Origin of the sequence: Pseudomonas sp. 43NM1, assembly GCF_002836905.1 — a bacterium.
GTDB lineage: Bacteria > Pseudomonadota > Gammaproteobacteria > Pseudomonadales > Pseudomonadaceae > Aquipseudomonas > Aquipseudomonas prosekii.
In genome coordinates this window covers 1-26,593 of the sequence record NZ_MKGS01000158.1, presented here as the reverse complement: position 1 = coordinate 26,593, position 26,593 = coordinate 1, and the positions used below count along the sequence as shown (strand labels likewise).

Here is a 26,593-nt window from a genome sequence, read left to right as displayed (position 1 = left end):
CTGCCTGCGGCCGCGAATGTAAGGAGTTCGACCATGTCTTCTGCCAAATCCGCTGCGCCATCCACTGCTCAAGCCACTGCGCAATCAACGGCCAACGTCGAAAAAGGCTTCGCGCCATTGGGCGCACACCTGGTGCGCGACGTCAGCCTGCCGGCGCTGGTGCTGCACCGTGAAGCGCTGGAACACAACATTCGCTGGATGCAGGCGTTTGTCAGCGACAGCGGCGCGCAACTGGCGCCGCACGGCAAAACCAGCATGACCCCGGCGCTGTTCCGGCGCCAACTGGACGCCGGCGCCTGGGGCATCACCCTCGCCAGCGCCACGCAGACCCGCGCCGGTTACGCGCATGGCGTGCGCCGGGTGTTGATGGCCAACCAATTGGTCGGCACACCGAACATGGCGCTGATCGCCGATTTGCTCGCCGACCCGACGTTCGAATTCCACTGCATGGTCGATCACCCAGACAACGTCGCCGACCTCGGCGCCTACTTCGCCTCGCGCGGCGTGCGGCTCAACGTGATGATCGAGTACGGCGTGGTCGGCGGTCGTTGCGGTTGCCGCAGCGAGCAGGAAGTGATCGAGCTGGCCAAAGCCATCACCGCCCAACCGGCACTCGCTTTGACCGGCATCGAGGGTTACGAAGGGGTGATTCACGGCGATCACGCGGTCAGCGGCATTCGCGAATTCGCCGCGTCGCTGGTGCGCCTCGCGGTGCAGTTGCAGGACAGCGGCGCGTTTGCCATTCCCAAGCCGATCATCACCGCGTCAGGCTCGGCGTGGTACGACTTGATCGCCGAATCGTTCGAAACCCAGAACGCCGGCGGACGTTTCCTCAGCGTGCTGCGCCCCGGCAGTTACGTGGCGCACGACCACGGTATCTATAAAGAGGCGCAATGCTGCGTGCTCGACCGCCGCAGCGACCTGCACGAAGGCCTGCGTCCGGCGTTGGAAGTCTGGGCGCACGTGCAATCGTTGCCGGAGCCGGGGTTTGCGGTGATTGCCCTGGGCAAACGCGACGTCGCCTATGACGCCGGTTTACCGGTGCCGTTGTTGCGCTACAAGGCCGACGTAGTGCCAGCGATTGGCGACGACGTGAGCGCCTGCAAAGTGACGGCGGTGATGGACCAGCATGCGTTCATGACGGTCGCGCCGGGAGTTGAGTTGCGCGTGGGCGACATCATTTCGTTCGGCACTTCGCACCCATGCCTGACCTTTGATAAATGGCGTACCGGGTGTCTGGTGGATGAGCAGTTGCAGGTGATCGAGAACATGCAGACCTGTTTCTAAGGATTGAGACCGAGGCGCGGCATTCGCGGGCAAGCCTCGCTCCTACGGGGGAACGCACCCTGCAGGAGTGAGCCTGCTCGCGATGGCATCCGCCCAGACAACATCGCATCACCAGAGACCCGAACAACCATGAACACCGCAAAATCCCCACGCATCGCCCTGATCGGCGAATGCATGATCGAACTGCAACAGCGCGCCGATGGCAGCCTGCAGCAAAGTTTCGGCGGCGACACACTGAACACCGCGGTTTACCTGTCCCGCGAACTGGCCGAGCGGGCGACCGTGGATTACGTCACCGCGCTCGGCGATGACAGTTTCAGCGACGCCATGTGCCAGAGCTGGGCCAGTGAAAACATCGGCCTGGGCATGGTTCAGCGTTTGCCCGGTCGTTTGCCCGGTTTGTATTGCATCCAGACCGACGCCGCCGGTGAGCGGCGCTTTCTCTACTGGCGCAACGAAGCGGCGGTGCGCAGCTGCTTCACCACGCCCGCCGCGGCGCCGATTCTCGCGGCGTTGCCGGATTACGACGTGTTGTATTTCAGCGGAATCACCTTGGCCGTGCTCGGCGAACAAGGTCGCGTGAAGCTCCTGCAAACGTTGATTGACGCGCGCCAGCGCGGCGCGCAGATCGTCTTCGACAACAATTACCGACCACGCCTGTGGCCGTCACTGGAAGAGGCGCGCGCGGCGTATCGCAGTGTGCTGCCGTATGTGGACCTGGCGCTGCTGACCGTCGATGACGAGCAGGCGCTGTTTCACTTCGCCGACAGCGATGCGGTGTTTGCTGCTTACGAACAGATCGGCACGCCGGAAGTGGTGCTCAAGCGTGGCGCCGAGGCTTGCCTGATTCGTTGCGCGGGTGAGTCGTTTGCAGTGCCGGCGCAGCGGGTTGAGCGGGTGGTCGACACCACGGCGGCGGGGGATTCGTTTAGTGCGGGTTATCTGGCGAGTCGGTTGCAGGGTGGCAGCCCGGTTGCGGCGGCGGAGGCTGGGCACGCGTTGGCGAGCAGGGTTATTCAGTTCCCTGGAGCATTGATCCCAAGAGATTGAACTATCACCATGGTGGCGAGGGGGGCGAATGCCGCATAAGCGGGGGCGAGCCCCCTCGCCACAGGGGAATGCAACCGATCAATCGCGGTAAAACACTTGCACCAGGTGATAGCCAAATTTGCTCTTGATCGGCCCGTGCACCACGCGCAGCGGTTTTTTGAAGATGACCGCGTCGATCACGCCAACCATCTGCCCCGGTCGCACTTCGCCCAGATCGCCGCCGCGCTTGCCGGACGGGCAGGTCGAGAACTTCTTGGCCAGCACATCAAACGCTTCACCCTTGGCGATGCGTTGTTTCAGTTGCTCGGCTTCTTCTGATGTTTTCACCAGAATATGGCGGGCTTGAGCTTTCATGGATACGTTTACCTTGCAACGGTGATGACAGCGGGGCGCGCGATTATGCCTCAACTCACTGTGGTTGGCCGATCATCGTGCGAATCTTGTTCGCCAACACCTCAATCGAAAACGGTTTGGCGACCATGTCCATGCCTTCATCGAGGAAGCCCTGACGCTCGGCGGCTTTCTCGGCGTAACCGGTCATGAACAAGACTTTCAGGTCCGGCCGATGCTGGCGGGCGATTTCCGCCAATTGCCGGCCATTCATGCCCGGCAGTCCGACATCAGTCACCAGCAAATCCACGCGCAGATCCGATTCGAGCAAGGGCAGGGCGGCGCGTGCGTCTTCAGCCTCGTGCGCGTGATAACCCAGCTCGTTGAGCAAATTCAGCACCAGCATCCGCACCGCCGGATCGTCCTCGACCAACACCACGGTTTCCCCTTCGATGGCCGAAGGCGCCGCGCCGCTGTCCGCGAGCAAAACGTCCTGCGGCGTGCCGAGGTGCAAGCGCGGCAAGTACAGGCGCACGCAAGTGCCTTGGTCCGGGACGCTGTCGAGGCTGGCGTGGCCGCCCGATTGCTGGGCAAAACCGTAGATCATCGACAAACCGAGGCCGGTGCCCTGGCCGATGGGCTTGGTGGTGAAGAACGGATCGAAGGCTTTGGCCAGCACCGACGGGCTCATGCCGGTGCCGTTGTCGCTGACCGCAATCATCAGGTAGTCGCCGGCCTTCACCGATTCCAGCGACAGCAAATCGCTGCCGTCGAGATAGACATTGGCGGTTTCGATCAGCAAGCGGCCGCCGTCAGGCATCGCGTCGCGGGCGTTGATCACCAGGTTGAGCAGGGCGTTTTCCAGTTGGCTGACGTCGGTGCTGACCGGCCAGACGTCTTCGGCGAGTTTCAGGTGCAGCTCGATATGGTCGCCTTTGGTGCGGGTCAGCAGGTCTTCCAGCGACTCAATCAGCTCGTTGGCATTCAGCGGTTTGCGGTCCAGCGACTGCCGCCGCGAAAACGCCAGCAAGCGGTGGGTCAGCGCCGCCGCACGGTTGGCCGAGGACACTGCGGCTTCCATGAACCGCCCGACTTCGGCCGCGCGGCCATCGGCGATGTAGCGCTGCATCAAGTCGAGGCTGCCGATGATGCCGGTGAGCATGTTGTTGAAGTCGTGGGCAATGCCGCCAGTGAGCTGGCCGACCGCTTCCATTTTTTGCGCGTGGCGCAAAGCGTCTTCGGCGCGCTCGCGCTCGACCATCTCGTTTTGCAGACGCTGGTTGGCTTCGGCCAGTTGCTGGGTGCGCGCGCCGACGCGCTCTTCGAGGGTTTCATTGAGATTGCGCAGCGCTTCTTCAGTGACTTTGCGTTCGCTTTCATCAATGACAAAAATGTAAAAACCATTCACTGCGCCGTCCGCGCCGTGACGCGGCAGGTAATTCATCAGCGCGCTGCGGATGCTGCCATCGCGATGTTTGGTGTCGATGCTGAACGAGCAGGGTTTGCCGGCCAGCGCCTCTTTGATGTATTCGGCACGCAATTGATACGCGTGCTCGCCGAGCACCTCCTCGATGGTTTTGCCGAACAGTTCCTGTGGCGTCAGCCCGTACCAGTCGAGGTACGCCGCGTTGTTCAAGCGAAAACGCTGATCCCGGTCGACGTAGCTGATCAGGATCGGCATCGCGTTGATGATCAGTTGCAGCTCGGTCTGGCTCTGGCGCAACGCCTGCTCGGTATTTTTGCGCTCGGTCAGGTCCAGCGCGGCGCCGAGGAAGCGTGTCGGTCGGCCATGGTGATCCTTGTAGCAACGCCCTCGGGCGAACACCCAGCGCAACTCGCCGTCGGCTTGCAGCAAGCGGTATTCCTCGGCGTATTCGGTGCCGTGGGTGATGCAATGCTTGATGCTGCGCGCGACCATGCTGCGGTCTTCGGGGTGCACGCCTTGCAGGTATTCACTGATCGGCAACTGGCTGGCCTGCGCCGGATCGACGCCGTGCAACTGGGCAAAATGCGCGTCGGCAATGAACCGATCTTCGCCGATGTCCCAATCCCAGGTGCCGACCGCATCGGTCGCGGCCAGCGCCAGTTGCAGACGTTGTTCGGTATCACGCTGGGCCTTGAGGCTGTCGGCGGAGCGCTGTTCGAGTTCGAGGGCGATGCGCCGGCGTTCGTTGGTTTCGATGGCGGTCACCAGAATCCCGGCGACCTCGGCGTTTTCATCGCGTATCGGGCTGTAGGTCAAATCGAGCCAGAAGTCAGAATTGCCTTCGTCGCGATGCAGGGTAAAGCGCTGCTCGCTGTAGGAACGCACCTGGCCTTGCAGGACGGCGCGGTAAATCGGGTCGGTAAAGTCTTTTAATTCAGGCCACACCAGGTGCGTAGGCTGTCCGAAAGCGTGCGGGTGCTTGCTTCCGGTCAACAGGGCGAAGCCGTCGTTGTAGATCTGTGTGAGCTGCGGGCCCCATAACAAAAGCATGGGCATCGGCGAATGAATCACGATGTCTACCGCGGTGCGCAGGCTCTGCGGCCAGCGACTGGCGGCGCCCAAGGGGCTGCGGCTCCAGTCGAGTCGGGCGATCAAAGCCTGGGCATCGCTGCCGGTCGGTGATGCGTTCATCAAAATGTCCTGCACGTCGGTCGCTGTGGCTACGTCTTTTTGAGGCTACGTCTACTTGTGGCTACGTCTACTATTGCTGCAAAGCGATAGACGCTGGATGGCCCGAGTCGTCACTGATTCGGGTCATATCTGTTCATTGAAAGCTTTGCAGGTGTTTTTTGCCATGGAAATTAATGCGCTGTTGCGGCAACTGGCCAGTCAGGACGGCTCCGATCTTTACCTCTCCACCGGCGCGCCGCCCAGCGCACGGTTCGATGGGGTGCTCAAAGCGCTGTCGGACGAGCGCTTCAAACCCGGCGAAATCGCCGCCATGGCCGAGTCCATCATGGACGCCGAACAGCGCCTGGAGTTCGATCGGGAATTGGAAATGAACCTGGCGATCTCCCTCGCCGGCATCGGCCGCTTTCGCATCAACCTGTTCAAGCAGCGCAACGACGTGTCGATTGTCGCGCGCAACATCAAACTCGATATCCCGCGTTTCGAAGACCTCAACCTGCCACCCGTGCTGCTCAAAGCGGTGATGCTCAAGCAAGGCTTGATGTTGTTCGTCGGCGCTACCGGTTCCGGCAAATCGACGTCGCTGGCGGCGCTGATCGATTACCGCAATCGCCACAGCAGCGGCCACATCATCACCATCGAAGACCCGGTGGAGTATATCCACCGGCACAAAAAATCGATCATCAACCAGCGCGAAGTCGGCGTTGATACCCGCAGCTTTCACGCGGCGCTGAAAAACACCCTGCGCCAGGCCCCGGACGTGGTGCTGATCGGCGAGATTCGCGACCGCGAAACCATGGAGCACGCGCTGTCGTTTGCCGACACCGGGCACCTGGTGATTTCGACATTGCATGCGCATAACGCCAATCAGGCGCTCGACCGCATCGTCAATTTCTTCCCGCAGGAACGCCGGGAGCAGCTGCTGCATGACTTGGGCAACAACCTCAAGGCGTTCGTTTCGCAACGCCTGGTGCGCACCATTGACGGCCAGCGGCGGGCGGCGGTGGAAGTGATGCTTGGCTCGCCGACCATTGCGGATTTGATCCGGCGTAATGCGCTGGATGAGCTGAAGGGCATCATGGAGAAATCGCTGGAACTGGGCATGCAGACGTTTGACGGGGCGTTGTATGGGTTGGTGGTGGAAGGCGCAATCAGTGAGGCGGAAGCGTTGAAACATGCCGACTCACAAAACAACCTGCGCCTGCGCCTGAAGCTGCACGCCGACGCATCGCCCACCCAGCCCCCCTCCGGCGAATGGGGCTTGATGGACTGAAATCAGCACAAATCCCTCATCCTGCACAAACCCCTGTAGGAGCTGAGCTTGCTCGCGATAGCGGTGGGTCATCCAGCGTTGATGTCGGCTGACACGACGCCATCGCGAGCAAGCTTTGCTCCTACATTGGTAACGCGCCGCACGCAAATCCCTCATCCTGCACAAATCCCTGTGAGAGCTGAGCTTGCTCGCGATGGCGGTGGGTCAGTCAACATTGATGTTGAATGTGCGGCAGCTTTCGCGAGCAAGCTTTGCTCCTACATTGGTTACGCGCCGCTCGCAGATCCCTCATCCGGCACAAACCCCTGTGGGAGCCGAGCTTGCTCGCGATAGCGGTGGGTCAGTCAACATTGATGTTGAATGTGCGGCAGCTTTCGCGAGCAAGCTTTGCTCCTACGGGTCGGTGTTCAGTCCGAGAGTTCTGGGCGATTGCGGAATTGTTCCAGGGCTTCGGGGTTGGCCAGCGCATCGGTGTTTTTCACCGCTTGCCCGTGCACCACGTTGCGTACTGCCAACTCCACTACCTTGCCGCTGATGGTGCGGGGAATATCGCTGACTTGAACAATCTTCGCCGGTACATGCCGGGGCGTGGTGTTGGCGCGGATGACTTGGCGAATCTGCTGTTGCAGCGTTTCATCGAGCGTCACGCCGTCCTTGAGCCGGACAAACAACACCACGCGCACGTCATCCTGCCATTGCTGGCCGATCGCGACGCTGTCCAGCACCTGCGGAATTTTTTCCACCTGACGATAGATTTCTGCGGTGCCGATGCGCACGCCGCCGGGGTTGAGCACGGCGTCGGAGCGGCCGTGAATCATCATCCCGCCATGCGCCAACTGTTCGGCGTAATCGCCTTGCGCCCACACGCCCGGGAACTGGCTGAAGTACGACGCGCGGAGTTTTTCGCCGTCCGGGTCGTGCCACAAACCAACCGGCATCGCCGGAAAGTGCCGGGTGCAGACCAATTCACCTTTCTCGCCGATCACCGCTTGCCCGGCGTCATTCCACACCTCGACCGCCATGCCCAGGCTTTTTTTGCCCATCATCTCGCTGCGGCGCACGGCGGACAGGGGATTGCCGTTGACGAAACACGAAACTATGTCGGTGCCGCCAGACATTGAGGCCAGGCACACGTCGCTTTTGAAGTCGCGGTAGACGAAGTCATAACTCTGCGGCGACAGCGCCGAACCCGTGCACAGCAGGGTTTGCAGACTGCTCAGGTCATGGCTTTGCCGAGGTCGCACGCCATTGCTTTCCAGCGTCGCCAAAAACTTTGGGCTGGTGCCAAAAACGTTGATGCGTTCGTCGTCGATCAAGTCGAGCAAACGCTCGGGGCCGGGATGAAACGGTGAGCCGTCGTACAACACCACCGCGCTGCCGACCGCCAGCGCCGAGACCAGCCAGTTCCACATCATCCAGCCGCACGTTGTGTAGTAGAACAAGCGGCTGCCGGGGCCAAGGTCGCAGTGCAAACCGTGTTCCTTGACGTGCTGCAATAACACGCCGCCGCTGCTGTGGATGATGCACTTCGGCACGCCGGTGGTGCCGCTGGAATACAGGATGTACAGCGGATGCGCAAACGGCACAGCGACGAAATCCGGCTCGCCGCCGACAGCATAAAAATCCTGCCACAGCGTCACGTTGGCCTTGGTGCGAAAGTCATCGCTGCGCGTTTGCGGCCGCGCGTACGGGACGATGATCAACTGCTGCAACGTCGGCAGGCGTTCAAGGATTTCGTTGAGTTTGGCTGACTGGTCAATGTCCTTGCCGGCATAACGATAACCGGCGCACGTGATCAGCACTTTCGGCTCGATCTGGCCGAAACGGTCGATCACTCCTTGGGTGCCGAAGTCCGGCGATGAACAGGACCAGATTGCCCCAAGGCTGGTGGTCGCAAGCATGGCCACCAGGGTTTGCCAGGTATTGGGCATGCACGCGGCGACGCGGTCGCCGAGGCCGACGCCGGCGGCTTTCAGGCTGTTCTGGAAACCGCTGACGTGGCTGGCCAGTTCAGCCCAGGTCAGTTGTTCGCGCTGACCGTTTTCGGCGATGGCGACCACCGCAACCGTATCGTCGCGCCGGCGCAGCAAGTGCTCCGCAAAGTTCAGGGTCGCGCCGGGGAACCACTCGGCACTGGGCATGTGCGAGCCTTCGCGCAGCACCGCGTCGGGTTGCTGGTGAAAACGAATGTCGAAGACATCGGCGATGGCTTGCCAGAAGGCTTCGCGCTGATCGATCGACCATTGATGCAGGGCAGGGTAGTCGGCGATTTCCAGCTGATGCCGCTGATTGATGAGGCGCCGAAACGCCTCCATGCGGGTCTTGCCGATGCGCTCGGCGCCGGGTTGCCACAAGATGTCGGACATGGCTTGCCTCTTTTTGCTTACCTGCACACACGCGGGCGATTTGTTGAACGGGCTTGCGTGGCGAGGGGGCTTGCCCCCGTTCGGCTGCGAAGCAGTCGTAAATCCATGCAACTCGGTGGTCCGAAGGAATGCAGGGCCCGCTGCGCGACCCAACGGGGGCAAGCCCCCTCGCCACAGGAAACCTCACGCATTCGGGGTCTAGTGCCTGGTTACTGCGCCAACCACCCGCCATCAATATTCCACGCCGCGCCACGCACCTGGCTGCCGGCCTCGCTGCACAGAAACAGCACCAGTTCGCCGAGTTGCGGCGGTGTGACGAACTCCAGCGACGGCTGCTTCTCGGCGAGCAAATCATGCTGCGCCTGCTGCGGGTCGATGCCTTTGGCGGCGCGGTCATCAATCTGCTTTTGCACCAGCGGCGTCAGCACCCAACCCGGACAAATCGCATTGCACGTCACCTGCGTGGTTGCAGTTTCGAGGCCGACCACTTTGGTCAGTCCAATCACCCCATGCTTGGCCGCGACATACGCCGCTTTGCCCACCGAGCCGACCTGGCCGTGTACCGACGCGATGTTAATGATCCGCCCCCAATTCTTCGCGCGCATTTGCGGCAGGCACAAACGGCTGCTGTGAAACACCGACGACAAGTTGATCGCGATAATCGAATCCCAGCGCTCCAGCGGGAAATCTTCCACCGCCGCCACATGCTGAATGCCCGCGTTGTTCACCAGAATGTCGACGCCGCCGAACTCACGCTCGGCGTAGGCGATCATCTCGGCGATCTGCTGCGGGTCGCTGACGTCGGCCGGGTGATGGCCGACCTTGCCGCCAAATTGCCCGACCTCGGCAATCACTGCCGTCGCATCGCCGAAACCATTGAGGACCACGTTGGCCCCAGCCTTGGCCAGGCTCAGGGCAATACCCAGGCCGATGCCGCTGGTGGAACCGGTGACCAATGCGGTCTTGCCTGTCAGAGTCGTCATGAATACCTCACACAATGCCAGTGGCGTAGAAAGTACCGATCACCACAAAAACCGCCAGGGTCTTGATCAGCGTAATACAGAAAATGTCTTTGTAGGCTTCGCGGTGCGTCAGCCCGGTGACCGCGAGCAGGGTAATCACCGCGCCGTTGTGCGGCAGGGTGTCCATGCCGCCGCTGGCCATCGCCGCCACGCGGTGCAGCACTTCCAGCGGAATGTCCGCCGCGTGCGCTGCGGCAATGAAATCATTGGCCATCGCCGCCAGCGCAATGCTCATGCCGCCCGACGCCGAGCCGGTGATGCCGGCCAACAGGGTCACGGTGATCGCTTCATTGACCAGCGGATTGGGAATGTTCTTCAGCCAGTCGGCCAGCACCAGGAACCCCGGCAAGGACGCGATCACCGCGCCAAAGCCGTATTCGGACGCGGTGTTCATCGCCGCCAGCAACGCGCCACTGACCGCACTTTTGCTGCCCTCGGCCAGCTTGCTGCGGATCGCCTGAAAACCAAACGCCAACACCATGAGGATGCCGACCAGCAGCGCCGCTTGCACCGCCCAGATCGCCGTGAGTTTGGCGATTTCAGTGGTGACCGGCGTCGCCATGCCGGGCAACGACAGGCTGTGGGTCTTGCCGTACCACTGCGGAATCCAGTGAGTGAACAGCAGGTTCATGATGCCCACCGCCAACAGCGGCGACAGCGCGATCCACGGATTGGGCAGCTTGATGTCGGCAGCGGTTTCCGGTTCGTTGCGCAACTCGGTGCCGTAACCTTCACCGGCACGCTGGGCCTTGTTGCGTTGGCGTTGCAGAAACAGCATGCCGGCGCAGAACACGAAGATCGTCCCGATCAGCCCCAGCCACGGCGCGGCCCACGCGGTGGTGTTGAAGAAGGTACTGGGGATGATGTTCTGGATTTGCGGGGTGCCGGGCAGGGCGTCCATGGTGAAGGAAAACGCGCCGAGAGCGATGGTCGCCGGGATCAGGCGTTTGGGGATATTGCTCTGGCGGAACATCTCGGCGGCAAACGGGTACACCGCAAACACCACCACAAACAGCGAAACGCCGCCGTACGTCAGCAGCGCGCAGACCAGCACAATCACCAGCATCGCTTGCCGCGTGCCGAGCAAACGGATGGCCGCCGCAACAATCGAGCGCGAGAAACCCGACAACTCGATCAGCTTGCCGAACACCGCGCCGAGCAGGAATACCGGGAAATACAGTTTGATGAAACCGACCATCTTGTCCATGAACACCCCGGTAAACGCGGGTGCGACGGCGGACGGATCGGTGAGCAGCACGGCACCGAGGGCGGCAATCGGGGCAAAAAGGATAACGCTGTAGCCACGGTAGGCAGCCAGCATCAGCAGCGTCAGCGCTGCCAAGGCAATGATCACACTCATGGGTGTGTCTCTCCTGAATTGTTATTTTTGTAGGGTGATGCTTGTGGGAGAGGGCTTTAGCGGGAATCGTGCCAGATGGATAAGGTGTTGAAATATAAGGGGAATATTTTCTGATGGGAGGCGTATTTTGAAATTTGTCTCGGTTTTGAGATTTACTTTGTTGGTGAGGACGCCTTCGCGGGCAAGCCTCGCTCCTACAGGTGCGACGCCGGCCTTGTAGGAGCGAGGCTTGCCCGCGAAGGGGCCCTGTCTACCAACAGAGATCGATATCTCTCTACAGAGACTCAACAATCCCCAACGCCACCATCTTCTTGTACAAAGTCGACCGCCCCAGCCCTAATCGCGCCGCCGCTTCAACCACTTTGCCGCCACATTGCGCCAGTGCCGCCTCAATCAACTGGCGATCAAACCGCTCCCGCGCCTGGCTAAACGTTTCCAGAACCACCGGCTCAAACACCGAATTCGCCACACGCTCAACCGGCGTAAACGTGCCAATCGCGCCGCGCATATCCGTCGCCGTCAGCACCAGGTCATCACTCAACAACGCCGCGCGCTCCAGCACATTGCGCAGTTCGCGAATATTCCCCGGCCAGGCATGCTGCGCGAGCAACTCCAGCGCTTCGCGATTCAATTCATGCTGACTGCGCAGCTCTTCAAGAATCGCTTCGCTGAGCGCCGGAATATCATCCAGACGATCACGCAGCGGCGGCACCTGGATCGGCAACACGTTGAGCCGGTAATACAAATCCGCACGAAACTCGCCGCGCTTGATCGCCGCTTCGAGGTCGGTAGACGTCGCCGCGATCACCCGCACATCGCTCTGGATCACTTCGTTGGAGCCCACCGGTTCGAACTCTTTTTCCTGCAATACCCGCAGCAGTTTGCTTTGCAGCGGCAACGGCATGTCGCCGATTTCATCAAGAAACAACGTGCCGCCCTGGGCGATTTGCAGTTTGCCGACTCGGCCCTTGCGATCGGCGCCGGTGAACGCGCCGGGGGCGGTGCCGAAGAATTCCGCTTCCAGCAACGCCTCGGGAATCGCCGCACTGTTGATGCTGACAAACGCCTTGTGCGCGCGCGGCGAAGCGCCGTGAATGGCCTGTGCCAACAGCTCTTTGCCGGTGCCGGTTTCGCCGAGCAACAACACCGGCGATTCGGCGCTGGCACTGCGTCGGGCGCGGCGTTTGACCTCAAGGCTGGCGGCGCTGGTGCCGATGAAATGGGCAAAGTTGTATTTGGTCTGGCGCGCACGCAGCAGCGAACGGGTCGAGGCCAGTTCTTCCTGCATGCTCAGGTAGCGCTTGAGCATCGGCGACAGGCTGCGCAACTCGTCGAACAAGGCAAAACCAATGGCGCCAATCACCGCGCCGGCGTCGTCGTGGATCGGCAGGCGCATCACCACCAGCGGTTCCTTGGGCGTGTCCTGCATGTCGAGCAGGATCGGCCGCCCGGTGCGCACCACTTCGCGCAACAGACTGCCGGGGATCACGCTTTCACAGGATTTGCCGATCGCCACTTCAGCGGACTCCAGACCAAAACGCCGGGCGTAGCGCTCGTTCATCCAGACGATGTTGGCGTCGCGGTCGACAATCACCGTGCCTTCGCTCGATTGCTCGATGATCTCAAACAACGAACGGATCGCCAGCAAGCGCACGCGCTGGTAGTCCTTGAGGCTTTCGCTGGTGTTCATGTTGGTCAGGTCCGGAAGTTGTGTGTTTTTCAGGGCGCTATCGCGAGCAAGCTCGCTCCCACATTGGATTTGTGAACGCCACAGATCCCCTGTGGGAGCGAGCTTGCTCGCGATGGCCGCACCTCGGTTACAAGGCCTTACACCAAATGCGCCGCCGCCAGCAGTTCCTTGGTGTACGGATGCTGCGGCGCATCGAATACGTCATGGCTGGCGCCGCTTTCCACGACTTTGCCGTCCTTGATCACGATCATGTCGTGCGCCAGCGCGCGCACCACCGCCAGGTCGTGGCTGATAAACAGATAGGTCAGCCCATGCTTTTCCTGCAGATCGCGGAGCAGGGCGACCACTTGTTTTTGCACCGTGCGGTCGAGCGCCGAGGTCGGTTCGTCGAGCAGGATCAGCGCCGGTTTCAGCACCAGCGCGCGGGCGATGGCGATGCGTTGGCGCTGGCCACCGGAAAACTCGTGCGGATAACGATGGCGGCTCTGGGGGTCGAGGCCGACCTCCTCGAGTGCGCGAATCACTTCAGCCTTGCACTGTTCGGCGGTCAGCTGGCTGTGCACTTCCAGGCCTTCGCTGATGATCTGCGCCACCGACATGCGTGGGCTCAAACTGCCGAAAGGATCCTGGAACACCACCTGCATTTTCTTGCGCCACGGTCGTAACTGTTTCTGCGTCAGCCCGTCCAGCGCCTCACCCTGAAAGCGAATGCTGCCTTCGGAATCGAGCAACCGCAGGATCGCCTGACCCAGCGTCGACTTGCCCGAACCGGACTCACCGACGATGCCCAAGGTCTTGCCGCGCTGCACGTTGAGGCTGATGCCATCCACCGCGTGCAAATAGGTCTTGCGCTGAAACAAACCGCCGCCCATGGCGAATTTGACTCGCAAGTCGTCGACCTCCAGCACGTTCTCGCGCTCATCGCGCGGCAACGCTTCACCCTCCGGTTCGGCGTTGAGCAGCACGCAGCTGTAAGGATGTTTCGGCTCGGTAAACAGGGTTTCGCACGGCGCTTGCTCGACAATTTCCCCGGCCTTCATCACGCACACACGCAGGGCGATGCTGCGCACCAGATTGAGGTCATGGCTGATCAATAACAGCGACATGCCAAGGCGTTGTTGCAGGGATTTGAGCAGCAGCAGAATTTTGCGCTGCACCGTGACGTCGAGCGCGGTGGTCGGCTCGTCGGCGATCAGCAATTCCGGTTCGCAGGCCAGGGCCATGGCGATCATCACCCGCTGCCGTTGGCCGCCGGACAACTGATGCGGATAAGCCTTGAGCCGTTCCTTGGGATGTTGGATGCCGACCAGTCCGAGCAACTCAAGAATCCGCGCCTGCGCCGCTTTGCCCGCCAGGCCCTTGTGCACCAGCAGGGTTTCGCCGATCTGCTTTTCGATGCTGTGCAGCGGATTCAGCGAGGTCATCGGCTCCTGGAAAATCATCGCGATGCGGTCGCCGCGCAACTGACGCAAGACCTTGGCATCGGCGCCGACCAGCTCCTGGCCGCGATAACGAATGCTGCCAGTGGTCACGGTGCCTTCTTCGGGTAGCAGTTGCAGGATCGAATGCGCGGTCACCGATTTGCCCGAACCCGACTCGCCGACCAGCGCCAGGCACTCGCCGGGGCGGATGTCCAGGCACAGATTGCGCACCACGGTCTGGCCGCTGAAGGCGACGCTGAGGTCACGGATTTCGATGAGGTTTTCAGTCATGTCCAGTGTCCGCTTCATGATCTTGGGTCGAAGGCGTCACGCAACGCCTCGCCGATGAACACTAATAAAGAAAGAATCAGCGCCAGAGTGAAAAATGCAGTCAGTCCCAGCCACGGCGCTTGCAGGTTTTGCTTGCCTTGGGCGATCAGTTCGCCCAGCGAAGCGCTGCCGGCCGGCATGCCGAAACCGAGGAAATCCAACGCCGTCAGCGTCGAAATCGCCCCGGTCAAAATGAATGGCAGATAACTCAGGGTCGCGTTCATGGCGTTGGGCAGGATATGCCGGACGATCACTTTACGGTCGCTGAGGCCCAGTGCGCGTGCGGCTTTGACGTATTCCAGGTTACGTCCGCGCAAGAACTCGGCGCGCACTACATCGACCAGCGCCAACCAGGAAAACAGCGCCATGATCCCCAGCAACCACCAGAAATTAGGTTCGACGAAACCCGAGAGGATGATCAACAGATAAAGCACCGGCAGCCCCGACCAGACTTCGAGCAAACGCTGGCCCAGCAAATCCACCCAGCCGCCGTAATAACCTTGCAGCGCACCGGCAGCGATGCCGATCAGCGCACTGACAAACGTCAGCATCAGCGCAAACAGAATCGACACCCGCGCGCCGAAAATCACCCGCGCCAGCACATCGCGCGCCTGGTCGTCGGTGCCCAGCCAGTTGACCTCGGACGGCGGGCTCGGCGCCGGTTTGTTGAGGTCATAGTTCGGCGTGTCGTCACTGAACGGGATCGGCGGAAACAGCAGCCAGCCGCCATCCTGCTTGATCAGCTTCTGCACGTAATCGCTGCGGTAATCGGCCTGGAACGGCAGTTGCCCGCCAAACTCCTGCTCGGTGTGGCGCTTGAACGCCGGGAAGTACAGCGAGTCCTGATAGCTGACGATCAACGGCTTGTCGTTGGCAATCAGTTCGCCGCCGAGGGTCAGCAGGAAGAGGCCGATAAACAGCCACAGCGACCACCAGCCACGGCGGTTTTTCTTGAAACGTTCGAAACGGCGTCGGCCCAGCGGCGAGAGCTTGAACATCAGGCGTTCCTCGCGGCGAAGTCGATACGCGGGTCGACCAGGGTGTAGCAAAGGTCGCCGACCAGTTTTATCAGCAGTCCGAACAACGTGAAGATGAACAACGAACCGAACACCACGGGATAGTCCCGCGATACCGCCGCTTCGTAACTCATGCGGCCGAGGCCGTCGAGGGAGAAGATCACTTCGATCAACAGCGAACCGGCAAAAAACACGCTGATAAACGCCTGCGGAATGCCCGAAACCACCAGCAACATCGCGTTGCGAAACACGTGGCCGTAGAGCACGCGGCGCTCGCTCAAGCCTTTGGCACGCGCGGTGACTACGTACTGGCGGGTGATTTCATTGAGGAAAGAGTTCTTGGTGAGGATGGTCAACGTCGCGAAGCCGCCGATCACCAGCGCCGTGACCGGCAACACCAGATGCCAGAAGTAGTCGGCGATTTTGCCCACGGTCGACAGCGATTCGAAATTGTCCGAAACCAGACCGCGCACCGGGAACCAGTTCAGCGAAGTGCCGCCGGCGAAAACCACGATCAAAAACATCGCAAAGAGGAATGCCGGCATCGCGTAGCCAATGATGATCGCGGTGCTGCTCCAGATGTCGAAATGGCTGCCGTGGTGCACGGCTTTGCGGATGCCCAGCGGGATCGACACCAGATAGGTGATCAGCGTCGCCCAGAGCCCGAGGGAAATGGTCACCGGCATTTTTTCGAGGATCAGGTCAGTCACTGTCGCGCCACGGAAAAAGCTCTTGCCGAAGTCCAGTTGCGCATAGCTTTTGAGCATCAGCCACAGGCGTTCCGGGGCCGGTTTATCGAAGCCGTACTGTTTTTCAATTTCTTTGATCAACTGCGGGTCCAACCCGCGACTGGCGCGCGAATTGCCGTGCAGGGTTTCGCCCGAACCGCCGCCGACACTGGCGCCGCCGATGCCTTGCAGGTGTGCAATCGCCTGTTCCACCGGACCACCGGGCGCCGCTTGGACGATCACAAAGTTGACCAACAGAATGATCACCAGCGTCGGAATGATCAGCAGCAAACGCCGCAGTATGTAAGCCCACATCAGTGCGCTCCTCCGGATTGCCCGCGTTTGATCAATTCGGCGGTCATCTGCTCGTTGGTCAGCGGCGTCGAGCTCACTTGCCACCAACTTTCGATCGCTTCGTCATTGCTCGCTTGCACGTTGGGAATGCCGAAACGGTTCCACCATACGGTCGAGCTGCCCGGCGGGTAATAGTTGGGAATCCAGTAGTAATTCCATTGCAACACCCGGTCCAGCGCGTGGGCGTAATGCAGCATGTCGGCCTGGGTGTCGGCGCGAATCAGGCCGTTGATCAAGCTGTCGACGGCCGGGTCCTTGAGCACCATGTAGTTGTTGGCGCCGGGATCGTTGGCCGACGAGGAACCAAAATAATTCACCAGTTCGCTGCCGGGGGAGGTGGTGACCGGGTAGCCGGTGATGATCATGTCGTAGTCGCGCGACATCAAGCGGTTGACGTATTGCGAGGAGTCGATGCGGCGGATGTTCAGGTCGATGCCGATCTGTTTCAGCGTGCGTTTATACGGCAGGAGCAAGCGGTCGAGGCCGTTCTGGCTGGTGAGGAAGGTGAAACTCAGCGGCTTGCCTTGGGCATTCACCAGTTGATCGCCGTCGGGTTTCCAGCCGGCTTGTTCGAGCAGCTCCAGCGCCTGCAACTGTTTGTCGCGAATCACCCCGCTGCCATCGGTTTTCGGCGCTTCGAACACTTTGCTGAAGACTTCGTCGGGAATCTGCCCGCGCAGCGGTTCGAGAATTTTCAACTCGGCCTCGTCCGGCAGTTTGCGCGCGGCGAGGTCGGTGTTGGAGAAGAAGCTCTGCTGGCGGATGTACAAGTTGCGCATCATCTGCCGGTTGCTCCATTCGAAATCCCAGAGCATCGCCAGGGCTTGGCGCACGCGGCGGTCCTCGAACAGCGGATTTTGCAGATTGAACACAAAACCCTGGGCGGCTTGCGGCGCTTCGGTAGCCAGATGCGCCTTGCGTAAACGACCGTCACTGAGCGCCGGGCTTTCGTAGCCGATCGAGTAACCCGTCGCGGAGAATTCGCGGTTGTAGTCGTAGGCGCCGCCGCGCAGCACTTGGCGGGCGACGTCGGTATCGCCGAAATACTCGATGCTGAAGTGATCGAAGTTGTACAAGCCACGGCTGACCGGCAGGTCTTTGCCCCACCAGTCGGCATTGCGCTCAAAGGTAATGCTGCGCCCGGAGTCGACTTTGCCGACACGATAAGGGCCGCTGCCCAACGGCGGCTCGTAACCGCCGCCACTGGCGAAATCGCGGGTTTTCCACCAATGCTCGGGGAACACCGGCAGCGTCGCGACGTCGAGCGGCAGGGTACGGTTTTCGTTGCTTTTGAAGTCGAAACGCACCACCAGCGGCGACTCGATCACCACTTCTTTGACGTCGGCGAATTGCGTGCGATAGCGCAGGCTGCCCTGGGTCATCAGCAAGTCGAAGGTGTAACGCACGTCTTGGGCGGTGATCGGCTTGCCATCGGCGAAACGCGCTTTCGGGTTCAGGTAGAAACGCAGCGACAAGCCGTCTTCGGAGCGCTCGATCTGCTGCGCCACCAGGCCGTACACCGTGTAGGGCTCGTCCTGGGAACGCTGAGCCAGCGGCGAATAGAGCAAACCATCGATCTGGTTAACGCCGATGCCTTTGTCTATATAAGGAAGGATGTGATCGAAGTGACCGATCTCGATTGCGGAGCGGCGCATGGTGCCGCCCTTGGGTGCCCGCGGATTGGCGTAGGCGAAGTGACTGAAGCCGGCAGGATATTTCGCCGGTTCGCCATACACGGTCAGTGCATGTTGCGGTGCTGCATTCACACCAACGGCGCTCAACAGCAGGGCTGCGGCAGTGAATAGCAAAGTAGGGAAAGCCAGTCGCATTGTCAGCCTTAGAGCCGGGTGATCGATAAGCACAATTTGTACGCTAGCGGCGCGTCCCTCGCCAGCCGTATCACGTATCGCAAACACAACGGCCCACCAAAAGGCGGGCCGCTGTGCACAAAACTCAGGCGTCGGATCAGTCCTGGCGGCTGGTCACTTCCAGCAGGTGATAACCGAACTGGGTTTTAACCGGGCCTTGCACGACGTTGATCGGCGCGCTGAAAACCACGGTGTCGAATTCCTTGACCATCTGGCCTGGACCGAACGAACCCAGATCACCGCCCTGACGGCTGGACGGGCAAGTGGAGTTGGCCTTGGCAACTTCGGCGAAATCAGCGCCACCTTCGATTTGCGTTTTCAGTTCGTTGCACTTGTCTTCGCTGGCAACGAGGATGTGACGGGCAGTGGCTTTAGGCATGGGAAATTCTCCAGTCAATGTTCAGTAAAGTGCGGAGCCTACCGGATTCAGTGGCCTATTTCTTCTCAAAGTTCCATCCGAAGCTGGCCAGCGGGGCAAACCGGGGCGCCGCATCACAGTCCGACTTTTCTCAGACGCTCGGCATGCAGCAGGTACAGCTCGATCGGGTCGACGCCTTTGCGGCTGCGTCCCGGCGTGTGCATCAGGCTGTCCAGATGGTCCATCGGGTAATCCGAACGAATCACCTTGCCCAAGTGCGAACTGAAGCGACCGACCAGCCCGTCGTTTTGCCCGGCTTCGGTGGTGAAGTATTCGGAAAAGGCCCGCAGGAATGCGTGGGCCGGGTCGAAAGCACCGAGGCCTTCATCAATGATCGATTCCGGCAAAATGCCGCTCCACGAGTAATAACGCACACCATTGACCAGCTCTTTACCCTTGCCGCCCCAGGTTTTCGGCAGGCCTTGCGGGTATTTGTCATTGAAAGCGCCGACGCCTTCGGTGGTCAGCGCGTTGAGCGCGGCGACGGCGTTTTGCGGCATCTGATGGTTGCCGCTGAGCAGCGACAGAAAGTCTGCAAATAACGTTGCGATCTGCTTGGCCACTTTCTCCGGTAAACGCCCGGGCTTAAGCGCCATGCGCAACGAGTCCGCCAGTTCCGAGCCGTGATTCGGGCCACTGACGGAGGTCACCGACGCCACGCAATCTGGCGCGATGGCCGCAGCGTAACGGGCTGCCAATGCACCTTGGCTGTGGCCAATCAGGTTGACCTGACGTGCGCCGGTTCCTTGTAAAACACGATCGATCTGCGCCAACAACTGTTCGCCGCGTACCTCGTTGCTATGGGTAGCCGACAGGTGTGGGACAAAGACCCTGGCGCCGTGGCTGCGCAGAGCCTGCTTGACGTCCTGGAACAATTCGACTTTGCCGATACGGTCGAAGCCAAAAAGACCATGTACCAGAAGGATTGGATGTTGAGTTGTCGCATTCCGTTGCATGTTCTTACCTTTTTCGCAGAAGTTCAGGGAGGTGAGCAGACGGCCACTCTAAAACACTCCAGCGGGTAGGCGATGTACGAAAAAGCCGCGGTGATTGCGGGAAAACGGAATAGAAAAAGTATGAAATTTCCGATCTGGGTGAAGCCTGTTTCGGAACATTTCGACATCTTTTTGCGTGGATACACGGAATTCGCACCAGTGGCCTACCGAGCGGACAGCATTTGCCTGGCCTCTGTAGAGCGATCCCCTGACATCCGCCAGCAAAACGTTGAGCTTAAATGGGCCTCGTTCGATGCCGCCCTGCGGGACGGCACGTATACCAAGGACTGGAGTAGATGAATGAGCACACTTGAAGCAGAAGCAGGAAGGCTGGCAGCTCCACAGGTAGAAAAAGCTGAGAACCAGGTCCTTGATCCGGCACTTAAAAAAGCCATCGTCAGGGTCCTGCCTTATCCGGGCATGGCGAGCGGTGACAGATTGGTGCTGCATTGGTCGGGGCTGGACGCCGAAGGCTTGGCTTATCAACACGACGCGACGCATTTTGTCAGCCAGCGCCAGGTGGGCCGGGAGGTGATTTTTTCCGTCGCCCGTCAGCACCTCGGCGCGATTGATGGCGGCTCTCTGGAGATTTACTACACGCTCACCAGCCGTTGCCTGCCCGAGTCGGTGCAGTCCCGGCGTTTGCAGTTGAACGTGGGCGATACGCCCAGCGGGTTGCTGCCGGTTGTGATCAATGATGCGGTCAGCGGCACACTCGATCCGGATCGGGTGACTGAAGGTGCGCGAGTGACGATTCGACCGTATGCGCGGATGGCGGCGGGAGATCGCGCCGTACTCTTTTGGGAAGGCGCGACGCCACAGACCAGTTTCAGCGACCGCCTGAAAATCGAAGCGTTCGCCGTTGGCCAGGCGCTGTCGTTCTGGGTCAATCCCGAGTTCATTGCGCCGGTCTTGGGTAAGTCGGTGATGATCAGGTATTGCATTGAACAACACGGCCAGGCGCCGCATTACTCGGAGCCGACGCAACTGTCCATCGGGCCGCTGCAGCGCGCGCCGCTGCTGGCGCCGGTGATACTGGAAGCCGAGGAAGGCTGGCTGGACCTGCAAGACTCGATTGATGGCGTCACCATCGTGATTGACGATCCGAAGACCGAGGAGGGCGAGTTGGTCTACCTGAAAATCGACGGCAGCCATTTCAGTCACCGCGACGAGCGCGATATCTCACAAGAGATGGCCGGCGAACCGCTGGTGTTTGTCGTTCCCTATCGGTTCTGGCGAGAGCATCAGGGCTCGTCGGTACGAGTCAGCTATTCGATTGAACGGCTGGATGACATGACGCAGGTTTCGGAGGCGGCTCTGGTACAGGTGCAAGGCTGATACGGGTGCAACGCTGATACAGGTGCAACGCTGAGCGATTGCTGAATTGTCAGGCCTTCCAGTCTTCGATTGAAAACCGGAAGGCCTGATAGTTAGCGCGTTTGTGCGCGCAACTGTTCGGCGGCCTCGCGCAGCAACTGCTCGGTGCCGGTCCAGCCCAGGCAACCGTCGGTCACCGATACGCCGTACTGCAACGACGGGCTCAACGGCTGGCAGCCCTCGAACAGGTGGCTTTCGATCATCATGCCGATCAGCGAGCGATCACCGTGCAGACGTTGTTCGAGAACATCGTTGAACACCGCAGGCTGGCGCAGCGGGTTTTTGCCGCTGTTGGCGTGGCTACAGTCGACCATGATCCGTGCTGGAATTTTCAGTTTGGTCAGGTCGTGGTTGATCCGGGCGACGCTCTCGCGGTCGTAGTTGGGGCCGTGATGGCCGCCGCGCAGCACCAGATGGGTGTCGGGGTTGCCAGGGGTTTGAATGATCGCCGGATGCCCTTGGCTGTCCACGCCGAAATGCCGGTGCGGATGGGCCGCTGAACGCATGGCGTCGCTGGCGACGGTGACGCCGCCGTCGGTGCCATTCTTGAAACCGACCGGCATGCTCAAGCCGCTGGCCATCTCGCGGTGAATCTGCGATTCGGTGGTCCGTGCGCCAATGGCAACCCAGCTCAGCAAATCGTCGAAGTACCCGGCGGCCATGGGTTGCAGCAATTCGGTGGCAATCGGCAAACCGAGCTGGAGCATTTCGCGCATCAGTTCTCGCGACAGGGTCAGGCCGGCGGCCATGTCGTCGCTGCCATCGAGGTGCGGATCGTAGGCCAGGCCTTTCCAGCCGACAGTCGTGCGGGGTTTTTCGACGTAGGCGCGCATCACCAGAAGCATTTCGTCGCTGAGCTCAGCGGCCAGTCGGGCGAGGTTGGCGGCGTATTCCAGTGCGGACTGCGGGTCGTGGATCGAGCAAGGGCCGACGATCACCAGCAAACGGGAGTCTTCACCGTTGAGAATCGCGCGAACGGCTTGGCGGTGCGCGGCGACTTGCTGGGTCAGGGCAGTGCTGAGGGGTAATTGCTGTTTGAGCTGCAATGAGCTGGGCAGACGCAAGGTCAGTGCTTCATTGGCCGGGCTCAAGGTGGACAGTGGCAAAGCGGAGACGGACGAGTTCATATGCAAATTCCTGGGCTGGCGGCGGGTTTGTTCCCGCGTGCTCGGCCCTACTGGGGTGTTCGACAATTGGCATGATTGGCTGCGTGTGTGTGCTTGCCACCTGTGGGTGACCGATCGGAGGCGGCAGGCTGTCCCGAGCGGAGGCTGGTAAATCGCCAGGCGGAAAAACTGTCGTGACGGTAATAAGTGGCGTAGTTCATTGGGTAAATCCTCAAGTTGTCTGGTAGGTGTCGCTGAATTTTTGTACGGCTGAAAAAACAAAACCCCCGGTCGGGAAGCCGACCGGGGGTTGAGAATTCTCTGGTGGCGACCCGTTTAAAGTGGGCGCCGTGTGGGTATCAGGCGCGCCAGTGGCTAAACCAATACCCAAAATAAAAGCTGACCGGAGCGCAAACGTCATTCACCCGGGCAGCCGCCACCGAGCGCAGGGCGCTGACGGTACGAAGCTGTGGGAGGGCGTTGAACATGGTCTGTCTCCGATGAATGCGCCGAGCTTACTAGAGGGCGGCAGGCGGATTCAATCAGAAAATGCTATCGGCGCTGCGCGGCAATTTCTATCGCTTGAGTGCTCGCAGGGTTGTGACACACTCGGGGCTCGGCCGAATCGGTCACTGTTTCGGGGCTCTGAATGACTTACGCATTACGGCCGGCGACATCTTCGGACCTGGGATTCGCGCGCGACCTGACCTGTCAAAATATGCTGCGCTACTACATTCAGTACGATTTGCTCTGGCAGGACGAAGCCTTCGATGTCGCCTGGGCGGGGCGCGAAAACTGGATGATCATGCGGGGCGACCTCTGCAGCGGATTCGTCAGCCTGAGTCGTGATGCCAAGGCGCTGTACATCCGCGAATTGCAAATCAGCGAAGCCTTTCGCGGGCAGGGCGCCGGTTCCTGGGCGATCGATCAGGTTCTGGCCAAGGCCCGCGCCGAGCGAAAACCTGCATTGCGCCTGACCGTGTTCAAAAATAATCCGGCGCAGGCGCTGTATCGGCGAATGGGCCTGGAGGTGGTCGGCGAGGACGAGTGTTTCCTCAGAATGCAGCGCGATGTCGAGGCCTGCTCCCCGCTGAAACACACGGATAGCAAGCCCTGAAAGACGAATTGAAACTTTTTATATGCCGCTTGCCGCTAGGTCTGCCAGTCGCTTTTTGCTAAGGTGTCCGGCAACCCAATACGACCATATCGCGAGGTGTCTGCTTGATTAGGGTGCTAGTAGTCGATGACCATGATCTCGTTCGTACAGGCATTACACGAATGCTGGCTGACATCGATGGCCTGCAAGTAGTCGGCCAGGCCGAGTCGGGAGAGGAATCCTTGCTCAAGGCGCGTGAGTTGAAACCCGATGTGGTTCTGATGGACGTCAAGATGCCCGGGATCGGCGGTCTTGAAGCCACGCGAAAACTGCTGCGCAGTCACCCGGACATCAAAGTCGTCGCGGTCACTGTGTGCGAAGAAGATCCGTTCCCGACGCGCTTGTTGCAAGCCGGGGCCGCGGGTTATCTGACCAAGGGCGCCGGTCTGCCGGAAATGGTCCAGGCCATTCGCCTGGTGTTTGCCGGCCAGCGCTACATCAGCCCGCAGATTGCCCAGCAACTGGCGATCAAGTCGTTCCAGCCAACCAATGATTCACCTTTCGACGCATTGTCCGAGCGCGAGATCCAGATCGCCCTGATGATTGTCGGTTGCCAAAAGGTCCAGATCATCTCCGACAAACTCTGTCTGTCACCGAAAACCGTGAATACCTACCGTTACCGCATTTTCGAGAAGCTTTCGATCAGCAGCGATGTAGAACTGACACTGTTGGCGGTTCGTCACGGCATGGTTGATGCCAATCTCTGAAAATGACTGAAGTCTTCGATCCGAGTGCATTCCTGTCGACAGTGAGCGGACGCCCAGGCGTCTACCGCATGTTCGACAGCGACGCGCGCCTGCTTTACGTCGGCAAAGCCAAAAACCTCAAGAAGCGTCTGGCGAGTTATTTCCGCAAATCCGGTCTCGCGCCGAAAACGGCGGCGCTGGTCGGGCGTATCGCCCAGGTCGAAACCACGATCACCTCGAACGAAACTGAAGCGTTGTTGCTTGAGCAGACGTTGATCAAGGAATGGCGGCCGCCGTACAACATCCTGCTGCGCGACGACAAATCCTATCCGTATGTATTTCTGTCGGACGGCCAGTTTCCACGGCTGAGCATCCACCGTGGCGCGAAAAAAGCCAAAGGCAAGTATTTCGGGCCTTACCCCAGCGCCGGCGCCATTCGTGAAAGCCTCAGTCTGTTGCAGAAGACTTTTTTCGTCCGTCAGTGCGAAGACAGCTACTACAAGAACCGCACGCGGCCCTGCCTGCAATATCAGATCAAACGTTGCAAGGCGCCGTGTGTCGGGCTGGTTGAGCCGGAAGTGTATGCCGAGGACGTGCGACATTCGGTGATGTTCCTCGAAGGCCGCAGCAATGCGCTGACGGACGAGTTGTCGGCCGGAATGGAAGAGGCGGCGATCAACCTCGAGTTCGAGCGCGCAGCCGAATTGCGCGACCAGATTTCCTTGCTGCGGCGGGTCCAGGACCAGCAGAGCATGGAGGGAGGCTCGGGTGACATCGACGTGATCGCCGCGTTCGTCAACCCGGGCGGCGCCTGTGTGCACCTGATCAGCGTGCGTGGCGGGCGGGTACTCGGCAGCAAGAACTTCTTCCCGCAAGTCGGTATTGAAGAAGACGTTTCCGAAGTCATGGCGGCATTTCTGGGCCAGTACTTCATTAGCAGTCCCGAACGGGATTTGCCGGCCGAACTGATCGTCAACGTGGTTCACGAAGATTTTCCGGTGCTGATCGAGGCCATCCACGAACTGCGCGGTCGCGAACTGTCCATCAGCCATCGGGTGCGTGGCACCCGGGCGCGCTGGCAGCAGTTGGCGGTCACCAACGCCGAGCAGGCATTGGGCGCACGTCTGGCCAATCGTCAGCATGTTGCCGCTCGTTTCGATGCGTTGGCCGAAGTGCTGAACCTCGACGAGCGGCCGCAACGCCTCGAATGCTACGACATCAGCCACTCCAGCGGCGAAGCCACCGTAGCGTCCTGCGTGGTGTTCGGGCCGGAAGGGCCGATCAAGTCCGATTACCGCCGCTACAACATCGAAGGCGTGACGCCGGGCGATGATTACGCGGCAATGCACCAGGCCCTGACCCGGCGTTTCAGCAAACTCAAGGACGGCGAGGGCAAGTTGCCTGACATTTTGCTGGTGGACGGCGGCAAAGGTCAGCTGTCGATGGCGCGCGACGTGCTTAATGAACTCGCGGTGCCGGACCTGATTTTGTTGGGCGTGGCCAAGGGGGCGACGCGCAAGGCCGGTTTTGAAACCTTGTATTTGAATGACGCCGCACATGAATTCACGTTGCGCGGTGATTCCCCCGCGCTGCATTTAATCCAGCAAATTCGCGACGAAGCTCACCGTTTCGCCATTACCGGGCACCGCGCCCGACGTGGCAAAACCCGCCGAACGTCAACGCTGGAAGGCGTTGCGGGGGTTGGGCCGACACGTCGCCGTGATTTGCTGAAACATTTTGGTGGATTGCAGGAGCTGTCTCGTGCCAGCATCGAAGAGATCGCCAAAGCACCGGGGATCAGTAAAAAGCTCGCTGAGTCGATTTATGCAAACCTGCACAGCGAGTAGAATGCCCAACTCACCTCGTAGCCAGTTGTGCCGATGAATATCCCTAATCTGATTACCGTTCTACGCGTCCTGCTCATCCCGATCTTCATTCTGCTGTTCTATCTGCCTTACCAATGGAGCTACCTGGCCTCCAGTTCGGTCTTCGCTTTCGCCGCAGCCACTGACTGGCTCGACGGATACCTGGCCCGCCGCCTGGAACAAAGCACACCATTCGGAGCGTTTCTTGATCCGGTGGCCGACAAACTGATGGTCGCCGTTGCGCTGGTGTTGCTGGTGCAAGAACACGGCAACCTGTGGCT

General features: G+C 60.3%; 22 protein-coding genes. 9 read left to right on the top strand and 13 right to left on the bottom strand.

The annotated features are described in order from the left end of the window. The first annotated feature begins 33 nt into the window (after positions 1-33). Positions 34-1,287, top strand: a complete 1,254-nt coding sequence (locus BI292_RS18780) for an amino acid deaminase (protein ID WP_101208760.1) — start codon at positions 34-36, stop codon at positions 1,285-1,287. 129 nt (positions 1,288-1,416) lie between these two features. Next, positions 1,417-2,337 (top strand): sugar kinase, encoded by a 921-nt coding sequence (locus BI292_RS18775; RefSeq protein WP_101208759.1) that lies wholly within the window; start codon positions 1,417-1,419, stop codon positions 2,335-2,337. Positions 2,338-2,415: 78 nt separating this feature from the next. On the opposite strand, the gene BI292_RS18770 is transcribed toward BI292_RS18775, so the two are convergent. Both BI292_RS18770 and BI292_RS18765 read right to left on the bottom strand, forming a co-directional pair. Further along, positions 2,416-2,691 carry a peptidylprolyl isomerase gene (locus BI292_RS18770; RefSeq protein ID WP_029293742.1) on the bottom strand — a complete coding sequence of 92 codons (276 nt, stop codon included), beginning with the start codon at positions 2,689-2,691 and terminating at the stop codon, positions 2,416-2,418. 55 nt (positions 2,692-2,746) lie between these two features. Continuing rightward, positions 2,747-5,284, bottom strand: a complete 2,538-nt coding sequence (locus tag BI292_RS18765) for a PAS domain-containing sensor histidine kinase (RefSeq protein WP_101208758.1) — start codon at positions 5,282-5,284, stop codon at positions 2,747-2,749. Between the two features lie 163 nt (positions 5,285-5,447). On the opposite strand from BI292_RS18765, the gene BI292_RS18760 reads away from it, so the two are divergent. Further along, positions 5,448-6,554, top strand: coding sequence for a PilT/PilU family type 4a pilus ATPase (locus BI292_RS18760; RefSeq protein ID WP_101208757.1), 1,107 nt, complete (start codon positions 5,448-5,450; stop codon positions 6,552-6,554). 407 nt (positions 6,555-6,961) lie between these two features. On the opposite strand, the gene BI292_RS18755 is transcribed toward BI292_RS18760, so the two are convergent. The 10 genes from BI292_RS18755 to BI292_RS18695 form a co-directional block, all read right to left on the bottom strand. After that, positions 6,962-8,920: an acetoacetate--CoA ligase gene (locus tag BI292_RS18755; protein ID WP_101208756.1), complete on the bottom strand. Its 1,959-nt coding sequence runs from the start codon at positions 8,918-8,920 to the stop codon at positions 6,962-6,964. A 209-nt stretch (positions 8,921-9,129) separates the two neighbouring features. After that, complete coding sequence (gene hbdH, locus BI292_RS18745; RefSeq protein WP_101208754.1) at positions 9,130-9,903, bottom strand: 3-hydroxybutyrate dehydrogenase; 774 nt, start codon at positions 9,901-9,903, stop codon at positions 9,130-9,132. A 7-nt stretch (positions 9,904-9,910) separates the two neighbouring features. Continuing rightward, positions 9,911-11,302: a GntP family permease gene (locus BI292_RS18740; RefSeq protein WP_101208753.1), complete on the bottom strand. Its 1,392-nt coding sequence runs from the start codon at positions 11,300-11,302 to the stop codon at positions 9,911-9,913. 274 nt (positions 11,303-11,576) lie between these two features. Next, positions 11,577-12,992 carry a sigma-54-dependent Fis family transcriptional regulator gene (locus BI292_RS18730; protein WP_101208751.1) on the bottom strand — a complete coding sequence of 472 codons (1,416 nt, stop codon included), beginning with the start codon at positions 12,990-12,992 and terminating at the stop codon, positions 11,577-11,579. 137 nt (positions 12,993-13,129) lie between these two features. Beyond that, positions 13,130-14,704 (bottom strand): ABC transporter ATP-binding protein, encoded by a 1,575-nt coding sequence (locus BI292_RS18720; protein WP_101208749.1) that lies wholly within the window; start codon positions 14,702-14,704, stop codon positions 13,130-13,132. Between the two features lie 14 nt (positions 14,705-14,718). Next, the gene (locus tag BI292_RS18715) at positions 14,719-15,741 is read right to left on the bottom strand and encodes an ABC transporter permease (RefSeq protein ID WP_101208748.1); all 1,023 of its coding nucleotides are present in this window, start codon (positions 15,739-15,741) and stop codon (positions 14,719-14,721) included. Further along, positions 15,741-16,802, bottom strand: coding sequence for a microcin C ABC transporter permease YejB (locus BI292_RS18710; RefSeq protein WP_101208747.1), 1,062 nt, complete (start codon positions 16,800-16,802; stop codon positions 15,741-15,743). Before BI292_RS18710 ends, BI292_RS18715 begins: the two co-directional genes overlap by 1 nt. After that, positions 16,802-18,670, bottom strand: coding sequence for an extracellular solute-binding protein (locus BI292_RS18705; protein WP_101208746.1), 1,869 nt, complete (start codon positions 18,668-18,670; stop codon positions 16,802-16,804). Before BI292_RS18705 ends, BI292_RS18710 begins: the two co-directional genes overlap by 1 nt. A gap of 136 nt (positions 18,671-18,806) precedes the next feature. Continuing rightward, on the bottom strand, positions 18,807-19,088 hold the full coding sequence (locus BI292_RS18700; protein ID WP_092269195.1) for a peptidylprolyl isomerase: 282 nt from the start codon (positions 19,086-19,088) through the stop codon (positions 18,807-18,809). 113 nt (positions 19,089-19,201) lie between these two features. Then, entirely contained in the window at positions 19,202-20,083 is an 882-nt protein-coding gene (locus tag BI292_RS18695; RefSeq protein ID WP_092269191.1) for a triacylglycerol lipase, read from the bottom strand. A gap of 72 nt (positions 20,084-20,155) precedes the next feature. Here BI292_RS18695 and BI292_RS18690 point away from each other — a divergent pair, with 72 nt between their 5' ends. Then, entirely contained in the window at positions 20,156-20,422 is a 267-nt protein-coding gene (locus BI292_RS18690) for a hypothetical protein (RefSeq protein WP_146197719.1), read from the top strand. Further along, positions 20,423-21,460 (top strand): hypothetical protein, encoded by a 1,038-nt coding sequence (locus BI292_RS18685; RefSeq protein WP_101208745.1) that lies wholly within the window; start codon positions 20,423-20,425, stop codon positions 21,458-21,460. A gap of 92 nt (positions 21,461-21,552) precedes the next feature. Here the strand turns inward: BI292_RS18685 and BI292_RS18680 are convergent, their stop codons facing one another. Continuing rightward, on the bottom strand, positions 21,553-22,626 hold the full coding sequence (locus tag BI292_RS18680) for a 3-deoxy-7-phosphoheptulonate synthase (RefSeq protein ID WP_101208744.1): 1,074 nt from the start codon (positions 22,624-22,626) through the stop codon (positions 21,553-21,555). Between the two features lie 628 nt (positions 22,627-23,254). Between BI292_RS18680 and BI292_RS18675 the strand changes: the two genes are divergently transcribed. From BI292_RS18675 to BI292_RS18660, 4 genes are all read left to right on the top strand, one after another. Then, complete coding sequence (locus tag BI292_RS18675) at positions 23,255-23,722, top strand: N-acetyltransferase (RefSeq protein ID WP_101208743.1); 468 nt, start codon at positions 23,255-23,257, stop codon at positions 23,720-23,722. 104 nt (positions 23,723-23,826) lie between these two features. Beyond that, the gene (gene uvrY, locus BI292_RS18670) at positions 23,827-24,468 is read left to right on the top strand and encodes a UvrY/SirA/GacA family response regulator transcription factor (RefSeq protein WP_082356623.1); all 642 of its coding nucleotides are present in this window, start codon (positions 23,827-23,829) and stop codon (positions 24,466-24,468) included. A 2-nt stretch (positions 24,469-24,470) separates the two neighbouring features. Beyond that, positions 24,471-26,294 (top strand): excinuclease ABC subunit UvrC, encoded by a 1,824-nt coding sequence (gene uvrC, locus BI292_RS18665; RefSeq protein ID WP_101208742.1) that lies wholly within the window; start codon positions 24,471-24,473, stop codon positions 26,292-26,294. Positions 26,295-26,327: 33 nt separating this feature from the next. Continuing rightward, a partial coding sequence (locus tag BI292_RS18660; RefSeq protein WP_178076598.1) for a CDP-alcohol phosphatidyltransferase family protein occupies positions 26,328-26,593 on the top strand: 266 nt, incomplete at its 3' end.

What these genes read in the sequence shown, in the direction of transcription:
- BI292_RS18780 (WP_101208760.1), top strand. Translation starts at nt 34, where the DNA reads ATGTCTTCTGCCAAATCCGCTGCGCCATCCACTGCTCAAGCCACTGCG.
- BI292_RS18775 (WP_101208759.1), top strand. Translation starts at nt 1,417, where the DNA reads ATGAACACCGCAAAATCCCCACGCATCGCCCTGATCGGCGAATGCATG.
- BI292_RS18770 (WP_029293742.1), bottom strand. Translation starts at nt 2,691, where the DNA reads ATGAAAGCTCAAGCCCGCCATATTCTGGTGAAAACATCAGAAGAAGCC.
- BI292_RS18765 (WP_101208758.1), bottom strand. Translation starts at nt 5,284, where the DNA reads ATGAACGCATCACCGACCGGCAGCGATGCCCAGGCTTTGATCGCCCGA.
- BI292_RS18760 (WP_101208757.1), top strand. Translation starts at nt 5,448, where the DNA reads ATGGAAATTAATGCGCTGTTGCGGCAACTGGCCAGTCAGGACGGCTCC.
- BI292_RS18755 (WP_101208756.1), bottom strand. Translation starts at nt 8,920, where the DNA reads ATGTCCGACATCTTGTGGCAACCCGGCGCCGAGCGCATCGGCAAGACC.
- hbdH (WP_101208754.1), bottom strand. Translation starts at nt 9,903, where the DNA reads ATGACGACTCTGACAGGCAAGACCGCATTGGTCACCGGTTCCACCAGC.
- BI292_RS18740 (WP_101208753.1), bottom strand. Translation starts at nt 11,302, where the DNA reads ATGAGTGTGATCATTGCCTTGGCAGCGCTGACGCTGCTGATGCTGGCT.
- BI292_RS18730 (WP_101208751.1), bottom strand. Translation starts at nt 12,992, where the DNA reads ATGAACACCAGCGAAAGCCTCAAGGACTACCAGCGCGTGCGCTTGCTG.
- BI292_RS18720 (WP_101208749.1), bottom strand. Translation starts at nt 14,704, where the DNA reads ATGACTGAAAACCTCATCGAAATCCGTGACCTCAGCGTCGCCTTCAGC.
- BI292_RS18715 (WP_101208748.1), bottom strand. Translation starts at nt 15,741, where the DNA reads ATGTTCAAGCTCTCGCCGCTGGGCCGACGCCGTTTCGAACGTTTCAAG.
- BI292_RS18710 (WP_101208747.1), bottom strand. Translation starts at nt 16,802, where the DNA reads ATGTGGGCTTACATACTGCGGCGTTTGCTGCTGATCATTCCGACGCTG.
- BI292_RS18705 (WP_101208746.1), bottom strand. Translation starts at nt 18,670, where the DNA reads ATGCGACTGGCTTTCCCTACTTTGCTATTCACTGCCGCAGCCCTGCTG.
- BI292_RS18700 (WP_092269195.1), bottom strand. Translation starts at nt 19,088, where the DNA reads ATGCCTAAAGCCACTGCCCGTCACATCCTCGTTGCCAGCGAAGACAAG.
- BI292_RS18695 (WP_092269191.1), bottom strand. Translation starts at nt 20,083, where the DNA reads ATGCAACGGAATGCGACAACTCAACATCCAATCCTTCTGGTACATGGT.
- BI292_RS18690 (WP_146197719.1), top strand. Translation starts at nt 20,156, where the DNA reads ATGTACGAAAAAGCCGCGGTGATTGCGGGAAAACGGAATAGAAAAAGT.
- BI292_RS18685 (WP_101208745.1), top strand. Translation starts at nt 20,423, where the DNA reads ATGAGCACACTTGAAGCAGAAGCAGGAAGGCTGGCAGCTCCACAGGTA.
- BI292_RS18680 (WP_101208744.1), bottom strand. Translation starts at nt 22,626, where the DNA reads ATGAACTCGTCCGTCTCCGCTTTGCCACTGTCCACCTTGAGCCCGGCC.
- BI292_RS18675 (WP_101208743.1), top strand. Translation starts at nt 23,255, where the DNA reads ATGACTTACGCATTACGGCCGGCGACATCTTCGGACCTGGGATTCGCG.
- uvrC (WP_101208742.1), top strand. Translation starts at nt 24,471, where the DNA reads ATGACTGAAGTCTTCGATCCGAGTGCATTCCTGTCGACAGTGAGCGGA.